This is a genomic window from Phycisphaerae bacterium, from assembly GCA_035384605.1.
GTDB lineage: Bacteria > Planctomycetota > Phycisphaerae > UBA1845 > PWPN01 > JAUCQB01.
The window spans coordinates 65206-88278 of sequence record DAOOIV010000007.1 but is presented as its reverse complement, the minus strand read 5'-3'; the positions used below and the strand labels follow the sequence as shown (position 1 = coordinate 88278).

Here is a 23073-nt window from a genome sequence, read left to right as displayed (position 1 = left end):
AGCCGGTGAATCTCGTGCGTCGCTCAGCGGTCCTGTTTCTTGGGCGGGGCGGTGGCCGCATGGGCGGAAGCAGCGGGCGTATCCTGCTTGCCGTCTCCGCCGCCGAGGTTCCCGGCGATGCTGTGGGCCAGTCTGCGCAGGTCGATCCCCATGACCGCCTCCAGCGTGGCCAGCGATTCGGAGATCATCCGCGCCCGCCCCATGGCGGCGCCGCTGATGGCCCGGCCTTGATCGCCGTCGATCACCGTCACGCTGCCGAGTTCGACGTTGGCGACCGTCTTGGTGATCTCGCGGATCGCGGTCGGCATCATCTCGGCGAGCATGACCTTGAGAGCGTCGGGGTGCGCTTGGATCGCCTTGCCGATGGTTTCGATCGCGGCGGCACGGGCTTTGCCCTCTTCCATGATCAGCGCCGCGTCGCCTTCGGCCTTGGCCTTGGCCACGTCGCGAGCAGCGATGGCCGGCTTGACCTGAGCGGCCACCAGGCGTGCCTCTTCCTTGGCAGCCGCGGCCTTCTGCGTTTCGGCCTCTTTCAATTCGGCCTCGCGGGCCAGCTCGGCGCGGCGAATGCGAAGAGCGTTCTCGGCCTCGGCGATGGACTGCTCGGCAGCCAATCGGGCGGATTCAGCCCTCTGATGAGCGGCAGCCTCCGCCGATCGGGCTTCCGAGTCGCGGTCGGCGCGGGCCTTCCTCGCCATAGCGTCGGCCTCAGCCTCCTTGATATCGGCGTCGGCTTTCTTCTGGGCCTCGTACTGACGGGCACTGGCCCGGACTTCTGCGGAAGCCTTGCGAGCGATTGATTCCAGGTACTGCTCGGCATCGTGGACGTTCTGGATATTCACGCTGTCAATCGTCAGCCCCAGCTTGCGAAAATCGTCGGTGACCTCGCGCATGACCGTGGCCACGAACTTGTCGCGATCTTCGACAATCTCCTCAGGCGTCATCTTGCCGATAACCGCCCGCAGGCCGCCTTCCAGCGTTTCGCGGGCCACGCGCTGCAGCTCCTGCATCGGCTCGCCGAGAAATCGCTCGATCGCATTGCCGCGCAGGTCGGGCTCCGAAGATACTTTCACGTTCGCCACACCGGTGACGGTTACCGGAATCATCTTCCCGCCTCCCGACTGGGCGCTGACTTCCAGGCCGACCTGCATGTTGCGAAGGCTGATCCGCGAAACCTTCTCGATGATCGGAATGACCAGCGTGCGACCGCCGATGAGCGTCCGGTACCCCTGCCCCTGGGCCGATCGCCTGCCGCTGATGACCAGCATTTCACTGGGGTTCCCGACCACCATGAGTTTGCTGATCAGCAACGCTATGGCGATCGCCACGCCCAGCAGGCCGAGGCCGATGATCAGTGCCGGCCCCAGAAAACTGTCCGCTCCGGGCGGTGCGGCAAGAATGAGTGTGTGCATGTTGCATGTCCTCCTTCGGTATCAGACGGGCTCGCTGCCCTTGGACGAAACGTATTCGTCGTGCGAGACCACCTCGGCCGTCGCATCGTTCAACGCAACAATGACCACCCGATCTCCCTTCTCGAAACGGGCGTTGGGCTGCCTGGCGACCGCGGGGATGAATCGCATGCCGCCTCTCACGGACACGGAGACTTCACCCTTGCTATGGCCGTTGATGCCCAGCGTCACGCAGGCGGACCGATTCACATACTCGGCGATGCCTGGTGCACTGTTGCCGCTGGTTCGACGCAGAAATCGCAACAGGTGGTGAACGCCTTGTCCGGCCAGGAGCCCGGTCAACACGGCGAGAGCGGCCACGCCATGAGGCTGCACGTTCGACAAATAGGTCAACGACGTGCCCACAAGGCCGAACACCGCCAGAAAGTAGACCACAAAACTGATCGAAAACCACGAGGTAAGTGACAGCCAGTCGTGTCCGTGACCGGCGGCGTCGAACGCCCCTTCGGCACCGCCGCTCGGGTCGACGTGCATGTCGCCAGGCAGATCGGTATGTACGTCTCCGGAAAAATCAAAGCCGCCGTCGACCTGGACATCCGTGGAGGCATGCCCGCCGAGAATCGAGGAGACGATCAGCATTCCGCCACCCAGGATGAGCGACACGATATAGATGGCGGCCATGGGCACAGGACCGGCCCACAACAGTGCATGGTCTGCCAGAAGGGTCAGGGTTTCGAACATGGTTCGTCCTTTCTTCTCCTCAGTGGCCCACCGAATTGAATTGCTGAGAAACCCTTTTCTCGGATAAGCGCAATCTATCCGCTACGGCGGTCTGCGCCCATTAGAAACCCGGCCGTTTTTCCGAACCGCCGCCGGCAAAGCCCCTTCCACCATGCGCCGCACTGGAATCGTAAATGCTTTCCATAAAAGGAATTATCTGAACACATACTACCGACACCTTCTGCCGGCCGACCGTCATGGCGATACCCACGGCGCAGAGATGATTCATCTTGGGCGCTGCTTGTTCAGCCTGTTGGACACTCCTGCAAGCGGTTTATTACAGGGCGGGTGGTCTCTGACAATACGGTGCTGAAATATGGTGCTGAGCCGAAGCTTGCCTGGGTCCGTCACGGAGCCGTTTCCGCAGAGGCCGGGGTGCCGGCCGCGGCATCAAGTACGTAAAGGTCGCCATGTCGTTCCCACCGGCCCAGCGGCGGTGCAAGCCGCGGCTGATCGCGGTTGAGAGGAACGAGCACGACGGCTCGACCGGCCTGAGCCTCAACACGCACGTCCGTTGCCAGTCTCTCCAACTCTTCTTGCTGCCCCGCAGCCGGTACCATTCGAACATGGATGCCAGGCAAACCGGCTTGGAGCCGGCGGTACTCGACAGCGCTTCGGGCCATGCCGTCTTCGACGAGAATCAACCCGTCCGGTCCGGCCAGGCTCACCGCCTCATTGCTCATACGCTCGGCTGAACGGTCAACGGCGCTCCAGGGTACCAGCAGGTAGATATAGTCGTCGCGATAGGGCTTGCGGTGCGCGAACCGACCCAGCAGTTGAGCACGTCTTGCCATGGTGATGGCCGCAATGTTGAGCAAAGGCGTCACGAGCAGCAGAAAAATCGCCGCCGTGCACAGGATCGAGCGCTTCGGCGTGGACGGCCATTGCAGAACGGCCGCCGCGCCCACACCGCCGAAGATCGCCAGAAAAGTGTACATCGGCAGAAAAAAGGTATGTTGATCAAGAACCTCGTACCGCAAGACAAAAACGGCGTGGATGGCCAGTCCGACGATCATCGCGAGCCAGGCAAGCCTCGGCACGCCGGCTCGTCGATATCCGGCAAGGCCGTACAGTGCGGCCGGGATCAGCAAGTTCGGGAAATTCAACAAAGGGAAAGCGATGTCGGTCACCATCATCCGGGTGGTGGCGCGTGCGTTGAGGACCGCCCCCGAAAAGTGATTGCCGAAGAGCGCCGACTGAAGCGTCTTCATCGGGTCGGCGCCGTGGACCATCAACCCAAGCACCAACCCCGTGTATGGCAATGATCCCAGCAGCCAGAGCCATAAAGCGATTAAAACGTCGCCCGTTTTCAATCGCCGCGACCCTATGCCATGAAGAATCACCACCGCGATGACCGGCAAGGTCAACACCGACTGAAGATGGTTCGCCAGGCCAAGGCCGTTAAACAGACACATACCCCAGACGGCCCACCGGCTGCCCCGCCTGGCGTAGACCGCCACGCACCAGCACTCTCCCGCCAGCAGCGCGGCACTGAGAGTGTAGACCTCAGCAATAGTGGCCAGATGCCAGAAGGTGTTGGCCACTGCAAGCGAGCCCGCGGCAAAAAACGCTGCCGGTTCACTGCCTGACAACGTGCGCACACAGCCGTACACCGCCGCAACGGCCAGGGCGGCCCCGAGGCTGCTGATCAGGGTGATCGCGAAGGCAGGTTCAAGCAGTCGAGGAGCGATGACCGCACGGCCGATCCAATAATGCAGCGGATGGGATAGGGCCAGTCCCAGGCGTCCCAGCAGGTCGCCCGTGGTGATGCGGAGTATGAATTCCCCGGAGTCTTGCCACTGAGCACCCCGATTGGCCGTCGCGGCGTAAAGGCACAAGCTTGCGAGGAACACCAGCAGCCAGCCCGCGAAGGTGTCGAAAGCGGATCGACCTGCCTCTTGCTCGGCGTTGGGCTGGTTGCCGGACTGGTTGATGCTGGCGGCCATGATGGCATCTTACGTGCGGCCATGGAATTGGGGAAGCGTGTGCAGCTTGCAGCCGGCTGTGAGTGCGGCAACCATGTGGGGTCGTAAGGCCGAGGAGACCATGCGATGATTATGACTCAGACGGACAGTAGCGTTGCAGATGCTCCGGGGTTGCTTCGTCCCGCGGCGCCGCGATGGCGTCGAACCGTCGGATGGGCTTACCGCCGAATCCGCGGGTTGCTGGCGCTGAGCATGCTGATTCTGATCGTGCTGGTCTTCACGCCGCTGACGGGATGGTTGCAGGATCTGCTGGATGTGACTCAACCGCCCCAGGCGGCAGATTACATCGTGTGCCTTGGCGGTGAAGACGAGCGGCTGATCTGGGCGGCGGAGCTATTCAAGCAGGGATACGCCCCAAGGGTGATCGTCTCCAATATCGGTGTCTCCGCGCTGGTCATGAAGAGCCGGATCGAAAACATGGGCATTCCCCCCGACCGCCTTATGGTCGATGAGAACTCTCGCACTACTGCTGACCACCCAGGGTCCATTGCCGCTCTTGAGGGCATCAACCCGGCAGCGCATCGGTTCCTCATCGTCACCAATCTGGAGCATAGTCGCCGGGCTGCGGCCTGTTTTCGAAAAGGCGGATATGCACATTTCAGCGTGTTCGTGGGCCGACCTTCCACCAAACAGGAAGGACCGCTGACCGCCCGCAACTGGCGTGCGAGGGCGAGAATCCTTCCGACCTTGGCGTATGAGTACACCGCGATCATGAAGTATTGGCTCCAGGACAAGATCTAGGGCTGACCGTTTCCGGCGGTGTTCATGCTTTGGGTTACTCGTTAACGCCCTTTCGAACCACGCCGAATCGTGAAGCTGCGCAGCCCGCCTTGCCGTCCGGCGACGATGGACTATCTCTCCCCGGATCACAGTCGGATTTCGACCGGAAAGAGGTTGACGGCGCTGCCGAGTGATGCTAGGTTGTGTATCGGTCCCGTTCGCGTCACGCGGGGCCTTCGTTGATCGTGCAAGGAGGTGCGCCATGGCTAAGAAGAAAGCCAAGAAAGCCGGCGGCAAGAAGACCGCCAAGAAGAGCAGCAAGAAATGCTGCTGCAAGTGAGGTAACCGTTTTTCGGCAAGTGGGCGGTCATTGCGGCCGCCCGTTTGTTTTTCCGGACTGCGGATCAATCGAGGTCTTGCCGTCCACGGCACGGCCGGCGTGCTCTTGTCCAAAACCCGCGACCACTCCCGGCGATCGTTCGACACTGAACGTTGTCCGTGCGGATATGCCCCGGTGAGCCCGTCTCCCTTTACGCAACCAGCCGATGCTGCCACAGACGCTGACCTCGCAGTCACCCCGGCCTGTCTTTTGTCAGCCTGATGTGTCCAATTATGATAAGCCGGCATGGAACACCGCTTGTGTCAACTGTTGACAGAGGGAGGTGCAACGCCATGAGAAAACAAGGCGCATTTCTGCTCGTCATCGGTCTGCTCTCCACCGGCCCATGGTCGGTGGGGTGCTCCACCGTCGCCGAGACAGGGCGAAAACAAATCATGCTCGTGTCGGCCGAACAGGAACAACGGCTCGGCCTCGACGCCTACCAGGAGGTACTGGCCAAAGAGAAACGCAGCAGCGATCCGCGGATGACGGCCATCGTCGAGCGCGTCGGCAGGCGCATCGCCGCTGTTGCCAATCGTCCTGACTTTCAATGGGAGTTTGCCCTGCTCGAATCCGACCAGGTCAACGCCTTTTGCCTGCCCGGCGGCAAGATTGCCGTTTACACCGGGCTGCTGCCCATCGCCAGGAATGAGGCTGGACTGGCCGTGGTCGTCGGTCATGAGGTGGCACACGCCGTCGCACGACACGGCGGGGAACGCCTCAGCCAGCGCCTGAGCGCGGAGATTATTCAGGAGCTGCTGGCTACCGGCCTGAGCAGGGCTTCACCGATGGTGCGGACGGGGGCATTGCAGGCCTTCGGTATCGGAACCAATGTGGGCGTGCTCCTGCCGTACAGCCGGACGCATGAGACAGAGGCCGATCAGATCGGCCTGATGTATGCGGCCAGGGCCGGCTACGACCCGCGAGAGGCCTTGGCCCTGTGGCAGCGGATGGAGGCGGCCGGCAAGAACCGTCCACCCGAGTTCCTGTCCACCCACCCCCGTGAGGCACGGCGAATCGAGCGGCTCGGAAAACTCATGCCCCAGGCCATGAAAGCCTATGAGGCCTCTCCGCATCGCTATGGGCTGGGTGAAACGTGGTGATGAACCAGCCCGTGGCAGGACCGGGGCGGTAGCAAGGGTTCCCAAGCAAGCCGGCCCATGATCGATGACGGGCGTACCCGCGGGCCGCAACCGCGCGAGAGAATCACGATTGCGGTGCCTGACGCCGCGCAAGCTCCTCCAACCGGCCTATTTGTCCGCGCAGGGCATTAGCCTGCGGACTGAGCGGGTACTCGTTCAGGATGCGCCGCGCCAGAGCCAGGGCATCCCAGTACTGCTGCTTCTGAATGTACTGCTTGATGTAGCGCTCAAGCGTCTGGCGGGCCTGGATCTCGGCGTTCGCTTCGAGCGTTGGTAGCTGGTTTCTCAGTACGTCGGAATCCGGGCCGGTGGGGAAGGTCTCGAGAAACTTCCGGGCTGCGGAGTGGGCCTCCTGCCAGCGCTTCTGATTCACGAACTGCTGAATCTCGTCGTGCATTCGCTGCCGATTAAGCTGCTCGAACTTCTTCTTCTCCTGACGCAGTCTTTCCAGAAGGGCGTTCGGCTCGGTAGCCGACGGATACTTCCGGGCCAGTTCCAGCACGGTCCGCTCAGCCTCGTCCCATCGCCCCTGAGCGACCACATCCTTGACGAATTGCGTCACGCGAGCCACGTCGTTCGCCAACGCCGCGTTTGCCGCTTTTTCCAGACGGTCAGCGGCCACCAAAATGCGGCGATCCTGGCCGAAACGCTCCGACAGCGCCGTCAACTCCTCGCGGGCCTGGTGAAACTCGTTGGTGCTGATGAGATGGTCAATCACCGCCAGGCGCCGCCCGAACTCGCGTTCCACCATCGCGCGGTAGCGATTGGCTCGTTCCTGCTCGGGCAGAAGCAGCACTTCATGAATCCGTTCCAGCAACGTCCGAAGCTCTGCCGGATTGACACTGGTGCTCTGAGCGTAGGTGTGGGCCTGTGTTCGAGCCATGCTCTGCTCGGCAAGGATGGCTGTCTGCTGGTCGATGGCGGTCAGCTTCTCGACCAGGGCTTCCGTCTGGCGATAAACGATAATCCCGATGATCAGCATGCCACAGACGGATAGAACGCCAATGAGAAGCCCGACAATCGCCAGTATCTCCATTCCCGTCACCACACCCTGTCGGGCGACGAGCACCACCACGGCCGGCAGTGCCAGGACGGTCAGAGCCCCGACCGCGATCAGGATCGAGATGATTGCGTGAGGAGCCCAGCGGTTGGAACGACTGAAAAGATCGACCGGGCCGATCGGGGTCAAACTCATGCCGACACCTCCGGCGTACTAGCCTCTTGCAGCAGGATTGGCACGAGCCGCGCAGGCCCGTCCAGCGGTTATATCGGCACCTCCCCAGGCGGGGGCCACGAGAACTGCGGCCTGCTCCCCTTTCAGCCCGGTTCGCCGCCTTGGTTAGGGGGGGATGCCAAACCGGCCGCCTCCTCCGGCAACCGGTGCATGGACCACACATCGTCCACCGGCGTCGGAGGATGAGGACGCGCCAGAAGATACTTCCGGAATCTTCGACTCCAGCGCAGGAACGCCAGCGTGCTTACCATGAAGATCCCGAGCAGTAACAGCAGCCAGAACAATACGGCCTGCAGCATCCTGGCCGTCGCCTTGTTGTCTGGAAGCGGCCCGGGGCCCGAGGTGGTCGTTTCATAGACGTCGTATTGGTACTGCAACGTTAGAAAAACGCCGAGGAGAACGAAAAGCAGTCCACCGATACATAGGATGGCCGCCAAACGGCAGCGATCCTCCTCTGCTACGCCGGCCATTGTCTGTTCCTGTCCGTGAAACCTCGAGTGTCCGCTAATTCTATGCCAGACCAGGTGCCGGCCGGCAAGTCCAGCCACAACACAGGTTCCATTCCGGCAATCCGCGAGAACTTCTCAATGGAAATCGGCCAAGCGGGTTGAGGTCGTGAATCACACTCGTACTTGGCTCACCATCCAGTTGCAAGTTGCTGAACTGAAAGCGCTTACAGAGATCCGTCCTTGCCCGTCAGGTTAGCCTGACGGAGTGTTTGCCGCTGTGCCTGACGGTGAGCCCCACTGCGCCCCGGGCTTGCCTTTCGCCAACCCGCATGTCGGCTGGGCGACATCACCCTGCTTGCCGATCACTCGCGGCACGGCCAGAATGGAGATCATGTTGGCTGATGCTGCATCGATCATCGCGATTATCCTGCTACTGGCTGCGGCGGGCGGCTTCCTCGGCATCCTGCTACGGCACAAAAGCGGATCGGGTTGCGGCTGTTGCTGCGAGAGACTGAATTGCCCGCCCAAGCCACCCGATGATCCCTCCCCCAAGCACGCAAACGACTCGTCAACGCCGCAGCAGGCAGGTACCGCGGCTGGGGAATCGGAACGAGTGGAATGATCCATAACCTGCGCTCATGTCTCCCACCGCCCGACAAGGCGGCTTGCGGGCTCCGTGGCGGTCCACGCCGGGGTTTGGCCGAGAAAAGGAGCCAGCCGACCGCTCCGAAGGGCCTTTCTGATCTCCCGTGATGCACATCTCCGCTTGTTCAGTGCCACTTTCACAGCCATCGCCAAGAGCAAACATCCTTAATGCTGTTGCTGTGGCTCAGGATCCCAGAAACGCTTTCTGGAGAAAGGTAATTCGATACAACAAACAGCCGATCTCATGGTTGACGTTTTGTTGTCGAGACCTTATAGTAGAACCTGAGAGGCAGTTAGTCGCGGACAATCTACCTCGACCGCAGGGTTGGCGTGTATCAGGACGCCATCAGAAGAAGCTACAGTGGAAAGGCGTAAAATTGCGGTCGTGGTGATCTTGCGAAAGGCGGCACTGCGAGGCTCGCGTTCGCCTTGATGTTCTTGGGCTATTCTGGCCGTCCGGGAGCGTAAAGCAGGACCTGATCGGCCCCCAATCGTAGGAAGCATGCGAGCCCTCTGGCAGGTGTTGCTGCCGTCCGTTTTGCTGGCGACGAGTGAGCCCCCGGACGCCACGATGCAGTCCGCCGGCGTCTCTTGGAGGGATGATCTGAGAAGCTGGTTCCGGCCTTCAGTCAGCCCGGTTCTAGTGAAGGTGAAGTTTCAGCGACGGGTCGCGCAATCGCCCCGCAGCAGTCCTAAAATCGATTATGGGGGGTCGACCCTGATCGATGATGACCGATTTTATTGATCAAGCCGTGATGACCGGACTTCGCCCGGTCCACGCAAAACCTGTGGAGGAGGATCACATGAAGAACGTTCTTTGTTTGGCCCTGGCTATGACGTTGATCGGACTTCTAGCCGCTCCGGCGACGGCCGCAAACCTGCTGTTGAACCCCGGGTTTGAGGAAGGATACTCCACCTACTGGACCCGAAACCAAGGCAGCCTCGACGGCACGGGTCTTGGGGAGGAAGCACACAGCGGGACCAAGAGCTGGCACGGGGCGTGGAACTACGCCGGCTCTGCTCAGACCACCACGTACTATCAGGATGTCCCCGTGTTGCCGGGCGCTGTATGCAATGCATCCATGTGGTGCAAGGCGAACGCCTGGGGCGGCATCTACGGGAATGATACGCACTCCTTCCGCTTGCGTATCCGTTTTCGCGATGCAGCAGGCAACAACATTGAGACTTGGGATGCGACTTCGACTCCCAACGACACATGGCAGCAGCCCAGTATCACGAACAAAACCGCTCCGGTCGGGACGGTCGTCTGTCGCGTCTTGTTTTCATATATCACGACGCAACCGGCAAACGCCTGGAAAGTCTGGAACATCGACGATCTCGTGTTTGACGCCGGCAACGATGGCGAGCAGCCGATCGTTACGGGCATAACCCCTTATTTGATCGCCAACAATCTCAGCAACACATCGGCGACGGTGACTGGTGTCCGTTTGACGGGCGTGACGGCGGTGAAGCTGGTTCAGGGAGCAACGGAACTGGTTGGGGGGAACATCGTGGTTGCCGGCGACGGGAAGTCGCTCACCGTGGACTTCCCAACCACCGGTGCACCATACGGCAGCTATAACGTTGTGGTCGAGAAAACCGGTTATGCGCCGGCATTCTTGAACAATGCTTTTCGAATCCGGGACCCCTTGGCGTCGTTGCTGGTCAACGGCGGCTTTGAACAGGGCACTCCGGGATCAGACACCGCGGCGATCCCCGGGTGGACCAGATACAACAGTGATTGGGGTGGCGGTATGGCCAACTCGCGAATTGACTCAGGCGGGTGGATCCACAACCCCAAGCTTAACGGAGTCGAGACCTACGTCATTGAGGGCACATACTCGTTCCGCACGGGAGAATGGTACGCCAACGGAGGCGAGGGTGGTCTTGTCCAACAGGTGCCGGTCGTTCCTGGTGAGCAACTCGTGCTCTCCTGGTGGTGGGCCGCCGGATACGAGCAGCCCAACTTCGCCATAGAAGTTGGCGTGCTTAAGGGCGCCTACACAACGGCCTGGAATTACTACGGGCCGGATAATCTGGGCTTGGTGCGGGTCGAGAATTTCCCGCCGCAATCCTACGACTGGGATGATGCATCGTTGACTTTCACCGTACCCGCAGGCGTCACCACCGTGACGGTCTACAACAAGATCTGGAACAACGGGCCCAACCAGGCGATTGCCCTCTGGATGGATGACATGAAGCTTCTGGCGCCGTCTTGCCCGAACCAGCACACCGTCACAGGCTTCAACCCATCGATTACCGATCCGGTCAGCGAGTTCGATCTGACATTGACCGGTGCTTACCTGGATCAGGTGAGCGCTATTCGCCTGGGGCGCGGGCTGGATCAGTATCCCGGCACCATCACGGCTCAGAGCAGCGGGTCGTTGACTGCTCATTTCGTGCCTCCGCCAGAGGGAATGACACTGGGGCTCTATGACATCATCACCGAGCAGGCCGGGTGCTTTGGTCAGATCCAGAAACAGGTGTTTGAAGTGGGTTGCGGCATGTATGCTTTGACCGGTGTGACTCCGAATGCATTTGTCAAGCCGCAAGGTGTCGTCGAACTAACCGTCAGCGGGATGAATGTGGACTTGCTCACCGAGGTGAAACTGGTCCGTATGCTCGAACCACGCAATCCTCCAGGTGACCGGGCGCCTTATTGGGAACCCGAAACGACGATCGTCGGCACCGTCGTTGATGCAACTGACCCCAACGCAGTCGTGATGTCGTTCGACTTGCACAATGCCCAGGCGGGTAACTACAGACTCGTCGGCACGGCAGGAGCCTGTACTCTCACAGTGAATAACGCCTTCTCCCTGGCCCTCCCAACGGGGGACAGTATCGTAGTCGACGGAGGCTTCGAGGAGGCCTCCAGCGCCTGGGTGCTGACTCCCGATGAACTGACCACGGACAAGGGAGATCCGATGCCGGGGGCTTCGATCGCCTATACAAACTGGGTTGGCCCGGGTGACCCCGGCAACTATGGCTACCCGAAGATTTCCGGAATCGATCCCCCGTATACCGGCGACGAAGTCCACCTTGCCCGCAGCGGCAACTATCTCGCAGGATGCTACGCGTTTGCCTACGGGTCAAATGATCCTGTTCTGAACTGGAACACCTGGGTCTCGCCGAACAACGGCAAGCTGTCACAATCTCTCGGACTACCCAACGGTCCCGGTAACTATGCGTTGGTTCTGACCTACTGGGTACGATTCTGGGATCAAGACTGGCCGGGTGGCACCCTCAAGGCGTCGATCATTGTTGATGGCGCAGAGGCGTCCTCCACTACGATCGGATTCCCCGAATACGGCAAGGCCACGCAGGACGGCTATGACCCGTACACGCAATTGAGCGTGGACTTCATTGGGTCCGCGCAGAATGACATCACCATCGAGTTCTATTTCCAGACGGTTGGTGGCACCGGTGCCAATTCGTCGGCCACGACGGCCATCGTCATCGATGACGTCGCCGTGTTGGGGGCAAAGCTTTGCGGTAACCCCTTTGCCGATGCCGACAGAGACGGTGATGTTGACCAGGCCGACTTCGCCCTGTTCCAGGCCTGCTACACTGGTCCCAACGGCACAGTTGCCGACGAGTGTCGGTGCTTCGACCGAAAGGATCCACTGCAAGCCTTGCCTGATGGCGATGTCGACCAGACCGATATGGCGGCGTTTGAGGCCTGTGCGAGTGGTCCGGGCATCGCCGCAGATCCTGCCTGCGACGACGACAACTGAGTCGCGGGGGACGAAATCGGCTCGCGCGGACACGCTCTGCGTGCACGTAAGACCGGCGGGAGCCCCAGTGACTCCCGCCGGTTTTTTCTCAGCGGACACGGGCTCTGCATTGTCGCAGCGATCACTGCGAGTCGTGTCTGCCTCTCCCGCCCCCGTCGCGAGCATCGGCCTATCGGTGCAATGGAACCTCACAACCTTGTGATCAGACATTTGTGCGGCTTGCGCGTGTTTCCGGATCGCGGTGAGCTTGGGTTTATGGCCGGCAAAAAGGCAGTCCGCCTCAGGGGTTCGCTTTCTTGTGCTTAAGTCATTGTCCTGGAAAGGGTTAGTGATAATATCGCAGGGCTATTGCCTTTGTCTTCGCGGTTTGGTATGCCACTGGGGGGGGAGGAAGGACCACGACTGCTCTTGCCAAGCCGAAACGGTGTTTCCGCAGTTTGTCTGACGTGTCGGCGCGGACTTGCCGGGGCAGACGGGGACGCTTAACAATACCCGAGCCGGTGCGGATCCATGCAGGCCAGTTTCTTGCTGACAAGGGGTCTTCGATGGTTCGACGGGCAATGATGGCAGCTTTGCTTGTTTTCGGATTTGCGGCTCTTGCAGCGGCCCAGCAGTCGCTGGACAGTCTGCCCGCATCCACCTCGGCGCCCACTGAGACTGCCCCGGTCACCACCCGTCCCCAAGCCAGAGTCGGGCTCAACGAGGTTTGCCCCGTCACTTGGCGAGGCACTCCTCTTCGTGAGGCTTTTGCCGAACTGGCTGAAAGGCTGGGCGTTCGGTATATCCTTGACTCCTCGATTCCCCCGGCCGCGTTGGATGAACCCGTTCGACTCTCAGCCAGCCATCTGACAGGCCAGCAGGCTTTTCGCTGGTTGGCTCGGATTGGAGGTCTTTCGGCTGTCCTGGTGGATGGTGTCTTCCTCGTTGCGGCGGAAGACCGTCTGCCCGCCGTCTGGCGATTGACGGGTACCGGGTCTTTGCCCGATCGCCCTTCGGAGGCAGCTAGGTGGGCTAAGGTCAATGCCAGGAAGGCTGATATCAATTGGGTAGACGCTCCGCTTGCCGGGGTTGCCGAGGACGTGGCGGCCTTGTTCGGAGTGGATCTTTTGTTTCATCCAGCCTTGCTGGCCGATCCCAAACTACTGTACGTCCGAGAAAACGGCGTCGATCTTGACCGAGTCAGAGAGGTTGTGAGTCGGCAACTGAAGGCCCGGACCACGCTTTATGACGGTGCTCTTTGGGTGCACCCGGAGGGGGAGAATGTTCATTGGCTGCCGGCTATCCCGGACCAAGGCAAGGAAAACGCCCCCGAATCCGACGGCCTCTATGATTCTCCGTTGGATAGCTGGCTGATCGTGGATCGGTCGGTGACGACTTGGGCCGCGTTTGCGGAGGCCGTCTCGACGTCGGCTGGTGTCTCTTGCGTGCTTGATGATCAAGCCGGGACCGCTTATCCGGTCCTCGAAACGGCCGGTTCGGTCGCCGAGGTTCTTGAGGGCCTGCGAATGCTCAAGTTGGTGGCCTGGAACATCGCCCCACAAGGGCCTTCCGGCGCGCCAACCATCAATATAAAGCTGCGGGAAAACCGTTAGGGATTTTTTGAGGTTTTGGTCGATCACACAGGGTAAAATCGCTTGACGAGGCAGACATCGGCTATACACTTTGCCGGTCGTGATCGCGGCGAGAAGGCCTGAAATTCACGTGTAAGGGAGGCTTGGGTCATGACTTGGATGGAGAAAATCACGGCGAGCGACGGCATCGCGGCGGCGCTTGAGGAGCCGGACGAGACTGAAGAGCAGGAAACCGTCAGCCCGGGTGAACTGCCGCTGATTGTCGTCTGCGCTCGGGATCCGGACAGCGACGATGATGACGACTTCGAGGAGGACGACGAAGACTTCGACTACTTCTACGATGACGACGACGAGGAGGACTTCGACGACGAGTTTGACGAAGACCTCGACGAAGAAGAGATCGAAGACGAGGATGACGATTCCTGATCTCGAAACGCTTGACGGTGGTATCGGGAGAGTCCGTGGCTCAAGAGTATACCGGGATTGAACGGCGGCAGGGCGAGCGGCGATCCGTGGTGGATCGTCGCGCCGGCCTGGAGAGACGACGCGGACCGGGGCGACGAAGGAGCGATCTGCGACGACAAGCTGAAGAAGGGGAGATGAGTGATGAACTCCTTGAGTTTGTCATGGCCATTGATGAGTACAAGCGCCTTAACAACCGCCCGTTTCCCACATGGAGCGAAGTCTTCGAGGTGATTCGTTATTTGGGTTATCGAAAAGTGGCGGCCAAAGGCCAACACATCGATCGCCCCGCAGCCGATCCTCTGCCTGCGGCTCCACCTGCGGAGGCAACGCAGTAACAGGCAAAAGGATCGATCTTTGTTTCGCTGCCGGCTGGGGGCCGCGACCGATCGCATAGAGGTGACAGGCAATCGTGGACGCATCTGATCAGGTGGTGTTTGTTCTGCAGTTGGTGCTGGCTCTCGGGCCGTTGGCGGTCTACTTCCTCGGCCTGGGGCTGGTCAACAGTCAGGCTCACCCCTGCATGGTGCCGGCACGAACGGATTTTGTGGTGTTGACCATTGCCCTTGTTCCATTGATCATGGGTCCGTTGCTGGCGATGGTGGAGTTCGGCGGTTGGTGGCCCGTCGCCGTGGCATGCGTCATTGTGGCGGGCTTTGTCGGTTTGTTGCTGCCTCGACGCAACTCAGGATGGGTCATTTACAACACGAGTCTCCCGCAGTGTCGTCGCCTGTTGTACCGGGCGTGCCGCCGGTTGGGTTTTTCGGCCGACGGTAATGAAGAACAGGTCCAGATCGCCGAGATCGGCTTGACGATTGTCTTAACGTCGCTCCCGGTACTGCGAAACGTCACGCTTTCGCTCCGGACGCAACCCGGCCGTTCGGCGAACGCCAATGACGCCGTCGCAGAGACACTGATGCAGACGCTGGAGAGCGAGATCCGGAAGGAATCCATGCTCCCGTCACCGGCCGGGGCAAGCATGGTGGTCATCGGGGCGGCCATGCTGGCGGTGCCCATGTGGTTCTTCTTCCACAATGTGGATGCCATTGCCCGAGCCGTCCGTCAGATCTTCTTCGCCTGAAAACAGGGCGCGCCGACATCATTCCACATCTTCCCTGTTGGCATTGGCCGTCTCCGAGTATTGCGGTGCCGGTCTTTGCGGCTTTGCGCCACGGGTATGCGATCTTGCCGGTCCGCCAGATTGACCCGCTGGCCAGCAGGTGTATAATGTCTAATGGGGCATCCGCGTAAGTTCATGCTTCGTAAGAGCCTGCGTTTTCAGCCCCGCTAGGAACCAGAGGTTCCCCATGCAACTCGGGTCCGATGTGACGAGCAGTGATGTGGCCCATGCCATCGACGCGGGGGCTGATCGCGGCCAACCGGTCGTGGTGGTCGTTCGGGAAGGTGGCCGCCATACGGTCTGGTGGGTGATCGCCGTTTTGCTCGCGATCATCGCGTCGGCCTTGGTCCTGCGACTGGACGAGGGCAGATTCATGCGTTCGGCCGTGGCCCAGACAGGAGGAGCCGGGGGTGGCTTGGTGGGCGCCCGGGGCATCTACGCGTTCAGCGGGCAGTTGACCCCCAGGACTTACGGCGTGTTCATGCTGGATGTGGACACGGGCACCATCTGGTGTTACGAATTAGACAGGGCGTCGAATGATGAGTTGCTGCTCCGGCTGGTGGCCGCTCGAACCTGGACTTCGGACCGGTACCTGGAAGAGTTCAACGTCGCGGATCCGGTTCCCGGGGCGGTTCGTATGATGGTCCAGCAGCAACGAGCCATCCGGCAGGACCAAGCGGACCTGCCGGTGACCTCCGCACCGGCCAAAGGACCGGTTTTGCCTTAACATGGCGGCTTGCGGACAACTGAGTAGCTGAGGTTTGCGGTCCGGCCGACGGGCCGGGCGCGAAGAGAGTTGGGCGGCGATCATGGCAAAAATGTACTACAACTTGGAAGAGACGCTCGCCAGGCTTGGCCTGACCGAGGACAAACTGAAGGCTCTGGTCCGCGAGGGCAAGCTTCGGGAGTTTCGCGACGCCGGCAAGCTCAACTACCGTGTGGATGAGGTCGAGCGGCTGTCGAAGGAAGAGGGCGCACCGCTTTCGCTGGGAGACAGTGATGTGCTCCCGTTGGCCCCACCCGAGGAGGATACCCCTTCGGCATCCAGGTTCGGCAAGACTTCCGCCGCACCCGGCGGCAGCGGCTCCGGCTTCGAGTTGGGCACCGACGCCTCCGGACTCAAGATCGATGAAGGTACGGGCGACTTCAAGCTCAGCGATTCCGGCGGCAGCGGCGGGATCTCCCTCTCCGATTCGGGAGGCGGCTCGGACAGCTCCGGCGTGCTTGCCCTTGAGGATTCCGGCAGCGGCAGTGGTGTGATCAGCCTGGAGGACTCCGGCGGCGGCTCGGGGCCTACAGCCCTGTCTGATAGTGGACCTGCGGCCGGGCAGAAGCGCAAACCCTCTGACAGCGGAAGTGGCAGCGATCTGGGGCGGGACATCGTCAGTCTTGACGAAGTGGACAAGAGCGCCGTCGAGGGTATGAAGAAAGATGATACGGTCATCACCAACATCGGCATCAGCGTGTTTGATGATGATGACCTTGAAATCGCCGCCGACCCGATGGCCAAGACCCTGATGACCGGCGGTGACGAGCATCTTGGGCTGGATGGCAGCGGAGGGGGCTCCGGGTTGCTCGAATTGACCCGGGAGAGCGACGACACGTCTCTGGGGGCGGAACTCCTTGAGGGCATTGATATGGGTGACACGGCCGAGACGGCCTTGGCCGCCACCGGACCGACGGTCACCGAACCGGCCCCGGAGGAGCCCGCCGAGGCTTTGCCCGCCGCCGAAGAGTCCTTTGCACCTGCGGCCGTCGCTATGCCGATGGTAATTGGGACCGTTGAAGCGGCGTCGCCCGCGTTCACAGGTTTGCTGATCTCCGGAACGTTGGTGATGGGTTTGCTCATGGCCGCCAATGTGGCTATGGCCTTCGGGACTTGCCCCGGCTACCTGTTGGCCCTGACCGAGCAGTTCTGGTTCCTGCTGCTCGGGTGTCTGCTGGTTGGGGGCTTGGGCGCCGGTATCGGATGGTTTGTCGGCAATCAGGCGTCGAAACCGCGAATACCCAAGCCGCCCAAAGAGAAGAAGGACAAGAAAGCCGGCAAGGGTAAGGCGGCGCCTGCGGCCGGTTGAGGCAGACCGCCATCACCGAAGCAGCTGTTTCTCGGCGACGCATGCGAGAGGCAAACCATTCCGAGTTTCACGCCGCCGTCCGGTTGGCGCGAGCGGGGCGGTGTGAGAGACTGATAGCGGTACAAGGGCATATACCTCGGGCAGGTTCAATCGCGTCAAGCGAACGAGCGCCGCCGTGTTAGATTCGCCCCATGGATTCCCCGAGGCGTTCTTTCCGGCCGACCCGAGACGCGAAGTACGGATACGAGTAGCGAATGGCAAAGGAGACTGAAATGGCCAAGAGATGCATGAGTGGGTTGGCGTTCATCGCCCTGGCTGCCGGCAACACCGGATGCTATTACGATCAATGGGTACAGGCCAAGCGGGCCAACGCGGAGTTGACCGAGCAATACAACATCGCCAAGTCCGATTTGCAGGATGCACAACTCCTTGTGCAGCAGCGAGACACCGAGATCAAGAGCAAGAACGCCCAGCTTCAGGCCAAGGAGGAGCAGATCGTCCGGGCCATGGCCGAGGCGGACAGCCTGCGGGCCAATTTCCAGAAAGCGCTCGATCTCCTCGAAAAACGCGGAGTCGACATCTCGACGCTGATCATGACCCAGAAAGCCGTCCTGCCCGATGCACTGGACTCGGCGCTCAAACAACTGGCCTCCAAGTACCCGGAAATCCTCGAGTACCTGCCCGAGAAAGGGGCGGTTCGCTGGAAGGCGGACCTGCTGTTTGAATTGGGCAGCGACAAGACGAATATCTCGGCTGAGGTGATGGCTTCGCTGAGGGAGTTTGCGGCAATTGTCAACTCTGCCGCGGCCACCGGCTTTGATGTCGTGATCGTCGGGCACACCTGCACCACGCCGATCATGCGCCCCGAGACGCTGCAGCAGCACCGCACCAACTGGCACTTGTCGGCGCATCGAGCCATTGCAGTCATGAACATCATGGCTGACCTGCAGGTCTCGATGAAACGCATGGGCGTGATGGGCTATGGCGAACATCGGCCCATCGCCGACAACTCGACGAGTGCGGGCAAGGCCAGGAACCGCCGGGTCGAGATCTACCTGGTCCCGGCGGAGAAGGTCCGCAGTTTCAGCAAGAATATCAAGACCGTCGACGACCTGGGCCTGGCATTCGCCCCGGCAACCGGTCGTTGACCGACTTGTGTGGTGAGCATGCCACGGGGCGTGTCGCTCGGCCCGGAATCCACATTCGCTCGGCCCGGAATCCACATTCGCTCGGCCCGGAATCCACATTCGCTCGGCCCGGAATCCCTTCCGGGCCTGTCCTGCGAAGCGCTGGTCGCGAAGCAGGACCGCCCTGCCTGGCGGAGTTCATTCCGCCATCGGCGAGAATGAGGATGGGAATCCTCGGCGCGGAAGGCCCCGGAATGGATTCCGGGGCCAGCAGACCGGATTCCGGGGCCAGCAGAACAGATTCCGATGCCAGCAGAACGGATTCCGCTGCCAGCGAGGGGATTCGACGCCCACCTCGGCAAGACCACGGGGATGGCTTCGACAGGCTCAGCCCGAGCAACCCCGTGGCTCGTCAAGAGTTCGGGTGCTGGAGCAGGGGGAATCAGTTGACCGTTGCGGGTAGAGTGAGGACGAAGCAGGCGCCATCGTTGACGCTCTGATCGAGTCGCAGATCGCCTCCCATGTGCCGCGCCAGTCGGCGACTGAGGGCCAATCCCAGACCCACGCCGGGCGATGAGTTCGCGGCGTCCTTTGCCGACTTGCAGAACGGACGAAATAGCTTCCTTGCCTCGCGCTCGGGGATCCCCGGCCCGTAATCGCGGACCCGCACGGTTGCCTTGCCTCCGTCCCGCAGCGTCTCCAGCCGGATTCGCCGATCACCGGTCGAGACGGCGTACTTGCAGGCGTTGTCCACCAGGTTAAACAGGATTTGTTCCACTGCGGAAGGATCCACGTGAACAGTCGAAGAGCAGATGTCCTCGGGCCTCGATACCTCCAGTTTCATGCCCGCTTGTGCGGCGCGCTCGGCCAGGCGTTTCTCGACTCTCGCGATCAACTCGGCAAGGGTCACGTTCTGAGCGGCGCTGATCGCCCGATTCTTCTCCAGGCGGGCATAAGCAAGTACGTTCTCAACCAGGTGGCTGAGCCGCTCGGCTTCGACGCGCAACGTATCGAGGTATCGCCGTCGTTTTTCCTCGCTGGGCACCATGCCACCGGTCAGCATCTCGGTGTACATCCGAAACGTGGTCAGCGGCGTCCGCATCTCGTGAGTGACTGCCGAGACGAAGGCTGCCCGGCGCTCGCTCAGAGACATCGTTCCCACCAGCAGTATGATCACTGCGGCCGCCGCCAGGAGCAGGCAGGACCACGCGACGAGTAACGTCATTCGAACCGGGGACATGCCCTGTGCCGGGGGGCTGGGTATGTCGCCCGGGACGAGGCGGATCGGCAGAGCTGCCAGCCGGCGCGTGTCGGTCTGGTCGAGCTCCAGGTCGGCCGGTTCGAGACGGGCTTCGGGCAACAGATCCCGGATCTCGCCGAGCAGCCAGCTCTGAATCCCCGGCCAATCGAACCGGCAGCCCTGAATGTATTCGCTCCCGTTGACCCTTGCTCTGCGAGCCAGTACGAGCGTGTCCCCGATCCACAAAGACCGTGCCGATCCCTCTTTGACGCCCCCTCGCATTACTCTCGAATTGCCGGCGTTAGTCAGGATCAGCTCTCCGTTGACGTCGTAGTTGTAGCCCCGTGCTTGGGCATCGTAGGTGTTCATCAGGTCCTGTTGATCGGGTGATATCCAGCTTGTCTTGCCGGAACTTCTCACCTGTTTGCCGGAGGACGACGGCCGTTGAGCACGGTCTTGTCTGGGGTTGCCGCCCTGGGATAATCCCGAGACTTGTCCTTGCTCCTGTGCCGCGGGCTGAGGAGTGACGGCTTGCTGGGTGTAGATCTGCTCGTCAAGCCGACCCAATCGCCGCCGGAGATCCCGATCGGGAAGCTGGTTGGACAGACCCCAAAACGACTGAACCTCGGATTGCTGGGCGAGGCTCTCCTGGTCGGCCGAGGGTTGAGAGGCGGTCGGCAGCACGGCAATTCTGACAGGAGGGGGCTCCGCCGGTTCCAGCATGCTCAGGAGGTTGGCCCTGCTCAGGATCGGTTGGAGAGCTGCGAGTCGCCGGGTGTAGAGCTCGATCTTGTCGGCGGTGGTGTATTGCCCTTCCGCAATCTGGCGCATCGGGCCGGTCGGTACCTGCGGCGAGGAGATGCTGTTATCCGGATTGATCTGAAAATGCACCAACACATGCCGCGACGGCGGGTCGAGCAGCGGGGAGGCCATCAGAATCTCGCCTGGTTGGACCGGGTTGAGCAGATTCGTATAGGCCCTTTCCGTCGGCGCGAACGACGCGTACGCGTAGTATGGCCAGGTACTTTCCTGGGCGACCAACGGTGTCAGGGCCGAATCCATCCGCCACAGGGCCAGGCGGATTCGCTCCTCGATCGCGGCTCGGCGAATCGCGGCCGCGTCTGCACGGTCAAGTTGCAGCACGGTCTGACTATGCCAGCCCATGGCCGCCAGGATCACGGCAATGCACACGACAAAGGCCGGCCATGTCAGCCAGGGTCGCATCAACCGCCTCCTCCGCAGTTGGCGAACATGTACCCCTTGCCCCGAACAGTGAGAATGATCTTTGGATCCTCAGGGTCGTCTCGCAGCTTGTCTCGCAACCGCGCGATGTGCATGTCAATCGTTCGCGTCGCGATGCCGATCGGATCGAGCCGCCAGACGCGCGAGAGTATCTCGTCCCTCGATATCGCCCGTCCGTTGTTGCAGGCCAGGTAACGCAGCAGTTCAACCTCGCGCTCCGACAGCTCGCAGCGGTCGTTGTTCTCAAAACGAATCTCGCTCCGCGCCAGGTCGATCACGCCACCGGCGAAAGCAACAAGCCTGAGATCGGCCGGCCGCTCGGGAGATCGCCGCAGCACGGCTTCCACGCGGGCGAGCAGTTCTGCGACGCGGAACGGCTTGACGACATAGTCATCTGCTCCAAGTTTCAGGCCCTGTACCCGGTCCTGCTCTTCGCCGCGGGCGGTGAGAATGATCACCGGCAGCGTGGGTCGCGTGATCCTCACTTCCCGCAGAATAGTCAAACCGTCTGCCCCTGGCAGCACCAGGTCGAGCAGCAGCAGATCGCAATCCACGGCTCGGGCCATATCCAGCCCCACGTCGCCGTTGGCGGCTTCGAGCGTGGCATAACCGTCGAATTGCAGGGCATCGACGATACCTTGCCGAATCGCGGCGTCATCTTCGACAACCAGGATGCGTCTCTGTGACATCGGATGCCTCTTACGTCCGAATCTGCCCGTGCCCCCGTCGCCCGGTACCTCCTATCATACCCATTGGCCATTCATTTTCCTTCTCGATGCGGACCGGGCAGAATCTGCACCTGGCGGGTGGGGATATCCCAGATGCCGATTTGTTCGATGCCTTTATCTGTTTTCCGCGTAGCCACGATGCTAACAGTCAGCTCGGCGGGGCCGGGCTTGAACAGGTCGTCCACGGATCGGCCCGATTCGCTCCACGGCCAGACGACAAGCGGGAAGGCACTGGAGTACCCTTCGATCAGATTCTCGACAGGGACTGTGATCTTCCTGGTGCGCTCGGACTTGCCGTCGTTTGATCTCAGCGTGATATGGGCTTCGACGCGATCAGGCTCTTGGGAGATCGCAGGATCGCGCGTGATGCCACGACGTGCATCTCGCTCGCGCTCGGCCGGCGAGCCTGTTGCCGCTTTGGTCTTGTGGAACCGCAGCACGAGTCGAATGTCAAGCCCCATGCGTATAGTCTCAGGGAAGAACATGATTGCCGCTCGGCGCCCCAAGGCCTCGCCGTGCCAGCCGCAGAAAACGGTTTCGACAGGTTCAACCTTCTCGCCCTCTTTAATACTGCGCAGCAAACCGGCGGTATCAAGATGTTGTCTCAAGCGGGGATCGAACCGTAGTTTGGCACCCGGACCGTGCTCACCGGGGTAGCCTCCGGCGATGTGATACAACGGCGGTCTGATACCCTCAACCTCGAAGAAGTCGCTGCCAATGGTCGGGCCGTCATAGCTGGACGATGATAACGCACTCATGAAGCAGCCGCGGTAGATCTCGCCCTCCCGGTCGCGGACCACAAAGTCGCGTTGAAGCATGGGCGGGAGGGACATGAGATCCATCGCTCTTTCACGGGTCAGTTCAAAGACCTGCCGGTCCCAGTCGAAGCAAACGATATCCCGGCCGGAGAACAGGACCTTGCCGGTTTTCACGTCGACCCACTCCACGGCCGCTCGGTCAGCGGCTGGTTCGGAAGTCACAGGCGTTGTGGTCCCTGCTGGCTGCCACAGGGCTGCGGCGAGTGTTGCGAC

The 23073-nt window shown here is 61.2% G+C and carries 19 protein-coding genes; 10 read left to right on the top strand and 9 right to left on the bottom strand.

What is annotated here, in order from left to right; all coding sequences use genetic code 11:
- Positions 1-23: 23 nt before the first annotated feature.
- The 3 genes from PLL20_03555 to PLL20_03545 all read right to left on the bottom strand — a co-directional run bounded on the left by PLL20_03555 (position 24) and on the right by PLL20_03545 (position 4135).
- Positions 24-1412, bottom strand: a complete 1389-nt coding sequence (locus tag PLL20_03555) for an SPFH domain-containing protein (GenBank protein ID HPD29045.1) — start codon at positions 1410-1412, stop codon at positions 24-26.
- Between the two features lie 21 nt (positions 1413-1433).
- Positions 1434-2150: a hypothetical protein gene (locus PLL20_03550; protein ID HPD29044.1), complete on the bottom strand. Its 717-nt coding sequence runs from the start codon at positions 2148-2150 to the stop codon at positions 1434-1436.
- A 386-nt stretch (positions 2151-2536) separates the two neighbouring features.
- A complete protein-coding gene (locus PLL20_03545) occupies positions 2537-4135 on the bottom strand; it encodes a DUF2723 domain-containing protein (protein ID HPD29043.1) in 1599 nt (532 codons plus the stop codon).
- 105 nt (positions 4136-4240) lie between these two features.
- On the opposite strand from PLL20_03545, the gene PLL20_03540 reads away from it, so the two are divergent.
- Positions 4241-4915, top strand: a complete 675-nt coding sequence (locus PLL20_03540) for a YdcF family protein (GenBank protein HPD29042.1) — start codon at positions 4241-4243, stop codon at positions 4913-4915.
- A gap of 651 nt (positions 4916-5566) precedes the next feature.
- Positions 5567-6376 carry a M48 family metallopeptidase gene (locus PLL20_03535; protein HPD29041.1) on the top strand — a complete coding sequence of 270 codons (810 nt, stop codon included), beginning with the start codon at positions 5567-5569 and terminating at the stop codon, positions 6374-6376.
- A 103-nt stretch (positions 6377-6479) separates the two neighbouring features.
- Here PLL20_03535 and PLL20_03530 read toward each other — a convergent pair whose 3' ends face one another.
- From PLL20_03530 to PLL20_03520, 3 genes are all read right to left on the bottom strand, one after another.
- Positions 6480-7610, bottom strand: a complete 1131-nt coding sequence (locus tag PLL20_03530; protein ID HPD29040.1) for a hypothetical protein — start codon at positions 7608-7610, stop codon at positions 6480-6482.
- A 122-nt stretch (positions 7611-7732) separates the two neighbouring features.
- On the bottom strand, positions 7733-8119 hold the full coding sequence (locus PLL20_03525) for a hypothetical protein (protein ID HPD29039.1): 387 nt from the start codon (positions 8117-8119) through the stop codon (positions 7733-7735).
- A 231-nt stretch (positions 8120-8350) separates the two neighbouring features.
- The gene (locus PLL20_03520) at positions 8351-8515 is read right to left on the bottom strand and encodes a hypothetical protein (GenBank protein ID HPD29038.1); all 165 of its coding nucleotides are present in this window, start codon (positions 8513-8515) and stop codon (positions 8351-8353) included.
- A gap of 1031 nt (positions 8516-9546) precedes the next feature.
- On the opposite strand from PLL20_03520, the gene PLL20_03515 reads away from it, so the two are divergent.
- From PLL20_03515 to PLL20_03480, 8 genes are all read left to right on the top strand, one after another.
- Positions 9547-12477: a hypothetical protein gene (locus PLL20_03515; GenBank protein HPD29037.1), complete on the top strand. Its 2931-nt coding sequence runs from the start codon at positions 9547-9549 to the stop codon at positions 12475-12477.
- Positions 12478-13022: 545 nt separating this feature from the next.
- Positions 13023-14069 carry a hypothetical protein gene (locus PLL20_03510; protein ID HPD29036.1) on the top strand — a complete coding sequence of 349 codons (1047 nt, stop codon included), beginning with the start codon at positions 13023-13025 and terminating at the stop codon, positions 14067-14069.
- Between the two features lie 129 nt (positions 14070-14198).
- A complete protein-coding gene (locus PLL20_03505) occupies positions 14199-14474 on the top strand; it encodes a hypothetical protein (protein HPD29035.1) in 276 nt (91 codons plus the stop codon).
- Positions 14475-14647: 173 nt separating this feature from the next.
- Positions 14648-14848, top strand: coding sequence for a hypothetical protein (locus tag PLL20_03500; protein ID HPD29034.1), 201 nt, complete (start codon positions 14648-14650; stop codon positions 14846-14848).
- A 74-nt stretch (positions 14849-14922) separates the two neighbouring features.
- Positions 14923-15591 (top strand): hypothetical protein, encoded by a 669-nt coding sequence (locus tag PLL20_03495; GenBank protein HPD29033.1) that lies wholly within the window; start codon positions 14923-14925, stop codon positions 15589-15591.
- 226 nt (positions 15592-15817) lie between these two features.
- A complete protein-coding gene (locus PLL20_03490) occupies positions 15818-16357 on the top strand; it encodes a hypothetical protein (GenBank protein HPD29032.1) in 540 nt (179 codons plus the stop codon).
- Positions 16358-16439: 82 nt separating this feature from the next.
- The gene (locus PLL20_03485) at positions 16440-17705 is read left to right on the top strand and encodes a hypothetical protein (protein ID HPD29031.1); all 1266 of its coding nucleotides are present in this window, start codon (positions 16440-16442) and stop codon (positions 17703-17705) included.
- A gap of 272 nt (positions 17706-17977) precedes the next feature.
- A complete protein-coding gene (locus PLL20_03480; GenBank protein ID HPD29030.1) occupies positions 17978-18853 on the top strand; it encodes an OmpA family protein in 876 nt (291 codons plus the stop codon).
- 421 nt (positions 18854-19274) lie between these two features.
- Here the strand turns inward: PLL20_03480 and PLL20_03475 are convergent, their stop codons facing one another.
- The 3 genes from PLL20_03475 to PLL20_03465 form a co-directional block, all read right to left on the bottom strand.
- A complete protein-coding gene (locus PLL20_03475) occupies positions 19275-21296 on the bottom strand; it encodes a HAMP domain-containing sensor histidine kinase (GenBank protein HPD29029.1) in 2022 nt (673 codons plus the stop codon).
- On the bottom strand, positions 21296-22003 hold the full coding sequence (locus tag PLL20_03470) for a response regulator transcription factor (GenBank protein HPD29028.1): 708 nt from the start codon (positions 22001-22003) through the stop codon (positions 21296-21298). The genes PLL20_03475 and PLL20_03470 overlap by 1 nt, the downstream gene beginning before the upstream one ends.
- 71 nt (positions 22004-22074) lie before the next feature.
- Positions 22075-22974 carry a hypothetical protein gene (locus PLL20_03465; protein HPD29027.1) on the bottom strand — a complete coding sequence of 300 codons (900 nt, stop codon included), beginning with the start codon at positions 22972-22974 and terminating at the stop codon, positions 22075-22077.
- Positions 22975-23073 lie beyond the last annotated feature (99 nt).

What these genes read in the sequence shown, in the direction of transcription:
- PLL20_03520 (HPD29038.1), bottom strand. Translation starts at nt 8,515, where the DNA reads ATGATCGATGCAGCATCAGCCAACATGATCTCCATTCTGGCCGTGCCG.
- PLL20_03550 (HPD29044.1), bottom strand. Translation starts at nt 2,150, where the DNA reads ATGTTCGAAACCCTGACCCTTCTGGCAGACCATGCACTGTTGTGGGCC.
- PLL20_03535 (HPD29041.1), top strand. Translation starts at nt 5,567, where the DNA reads ATGAGAAAACAAGGCGCATTTCTGCTCGTCATCGGTCTGCTCTCCACC.
- PLL20_03500 (HPD29034.1), top strand. Translation starts at nt 14,648, where the DNA reads ATGAGTGATGAACTCCTTGAGTTTGTCATGGCCATTGATGAGTACAAG.
- PLL20_03525 (HPD29039.1), bottom strand. Translation starts at nt 8,119, where the DNA reads ATGGCCGGCGTAGCAGAGGAGGATCGCTGCCGTTTGGCGGCCATCCTA.
- PLL20_03470 (HPD29028.1), bottom strand. Translation starts at nt 22,003, where the DNA reads ATGTCACAGAGACGCATCCTGGTTGTCGAAGATGACGCCGCGATTCGG.
- PLL20_03555 (HPD29045.1), bottom strand. Translation starts at nt 1,412, where the DNA reads ATGCACACACTCATTCTTGCCGCACCGCCCGGAGCGGACAGTTTTCTG.
- PLL20_03510 (HPD29036.1), top strand. Translation starts at nt 13,023, where the DNA reads ATGGTTCGACGGGCAATGATGGCAGCTTTGCTTGTTTTCGGATTTGCG.
- PLL20_03485 (HPD29031.1), top strand. Translation starts at nt 16,440, where the DNA reads ATGGCAAAAATGTACTACAACTTGGAAGAGACGCTCGCCAGGCTTGGC.
- PLL20_03475 (HPD29029.1), bottom strand. Translation starts at nt 21,296, where the DNA reads ATGCGACCCTGGCTGACATGGCCGGCCTTTGTCGTGTGCATTGCCGTG.
- PLL20_03545 (HPD29043.1), bottom strand. Translation starts at nt 4,135, where the DNA reads ATGGCCGCCAGCATCAACCAGTCCGGCAACCAGCCCAACGCCGAGCAA.
- PLL20_03540 (HPD29042.1), top strand. Translation starts at nt 4,241, where the DNA reads ATGATTATGACTCAGACGGACAGTAGCGTTGCAGATGCTCCGGGGTTG.
- PLL20_03480 (HPD29030.1), top strand. Translation starts at nt 17,978, where the DNA reads ATGGCCAAGAGATGCATGAGTGGGTTGGCGTTCATCGCCCTGGCTGCC.
- PLL20_03505 (HPD29035.1), top strand. Translation starts at nt 14,199, where the DNA reads ATGACTTGGATGGAGAAAATCACGGCGAGCGACGGCATCGCGGCGGCG.
- PLL20_03530 (HPD29040.1), bottom strand. Translation starts at nt 7,610, where the DNA reads ATGAGTTTGACCCCGATCGGCCCGGTCGATCTTTTCAGTCGTTCCAAC.
- PLL20_03490 (HPD29032.1), top strand. Translation starts at nt 15,818, where the DNA reads ATGCAACTCGGGTCCGATGTGACGAGCAGTGATGTGGCCCATGCCATC.
- PLL20_03515 (HPD29037.1), top strand. Translation starts at nt 9,547, where the DNA reads ATGAAGAACGTTCTTTGTTTGGCCCTGGCTATGACGTTGATCGGACTT.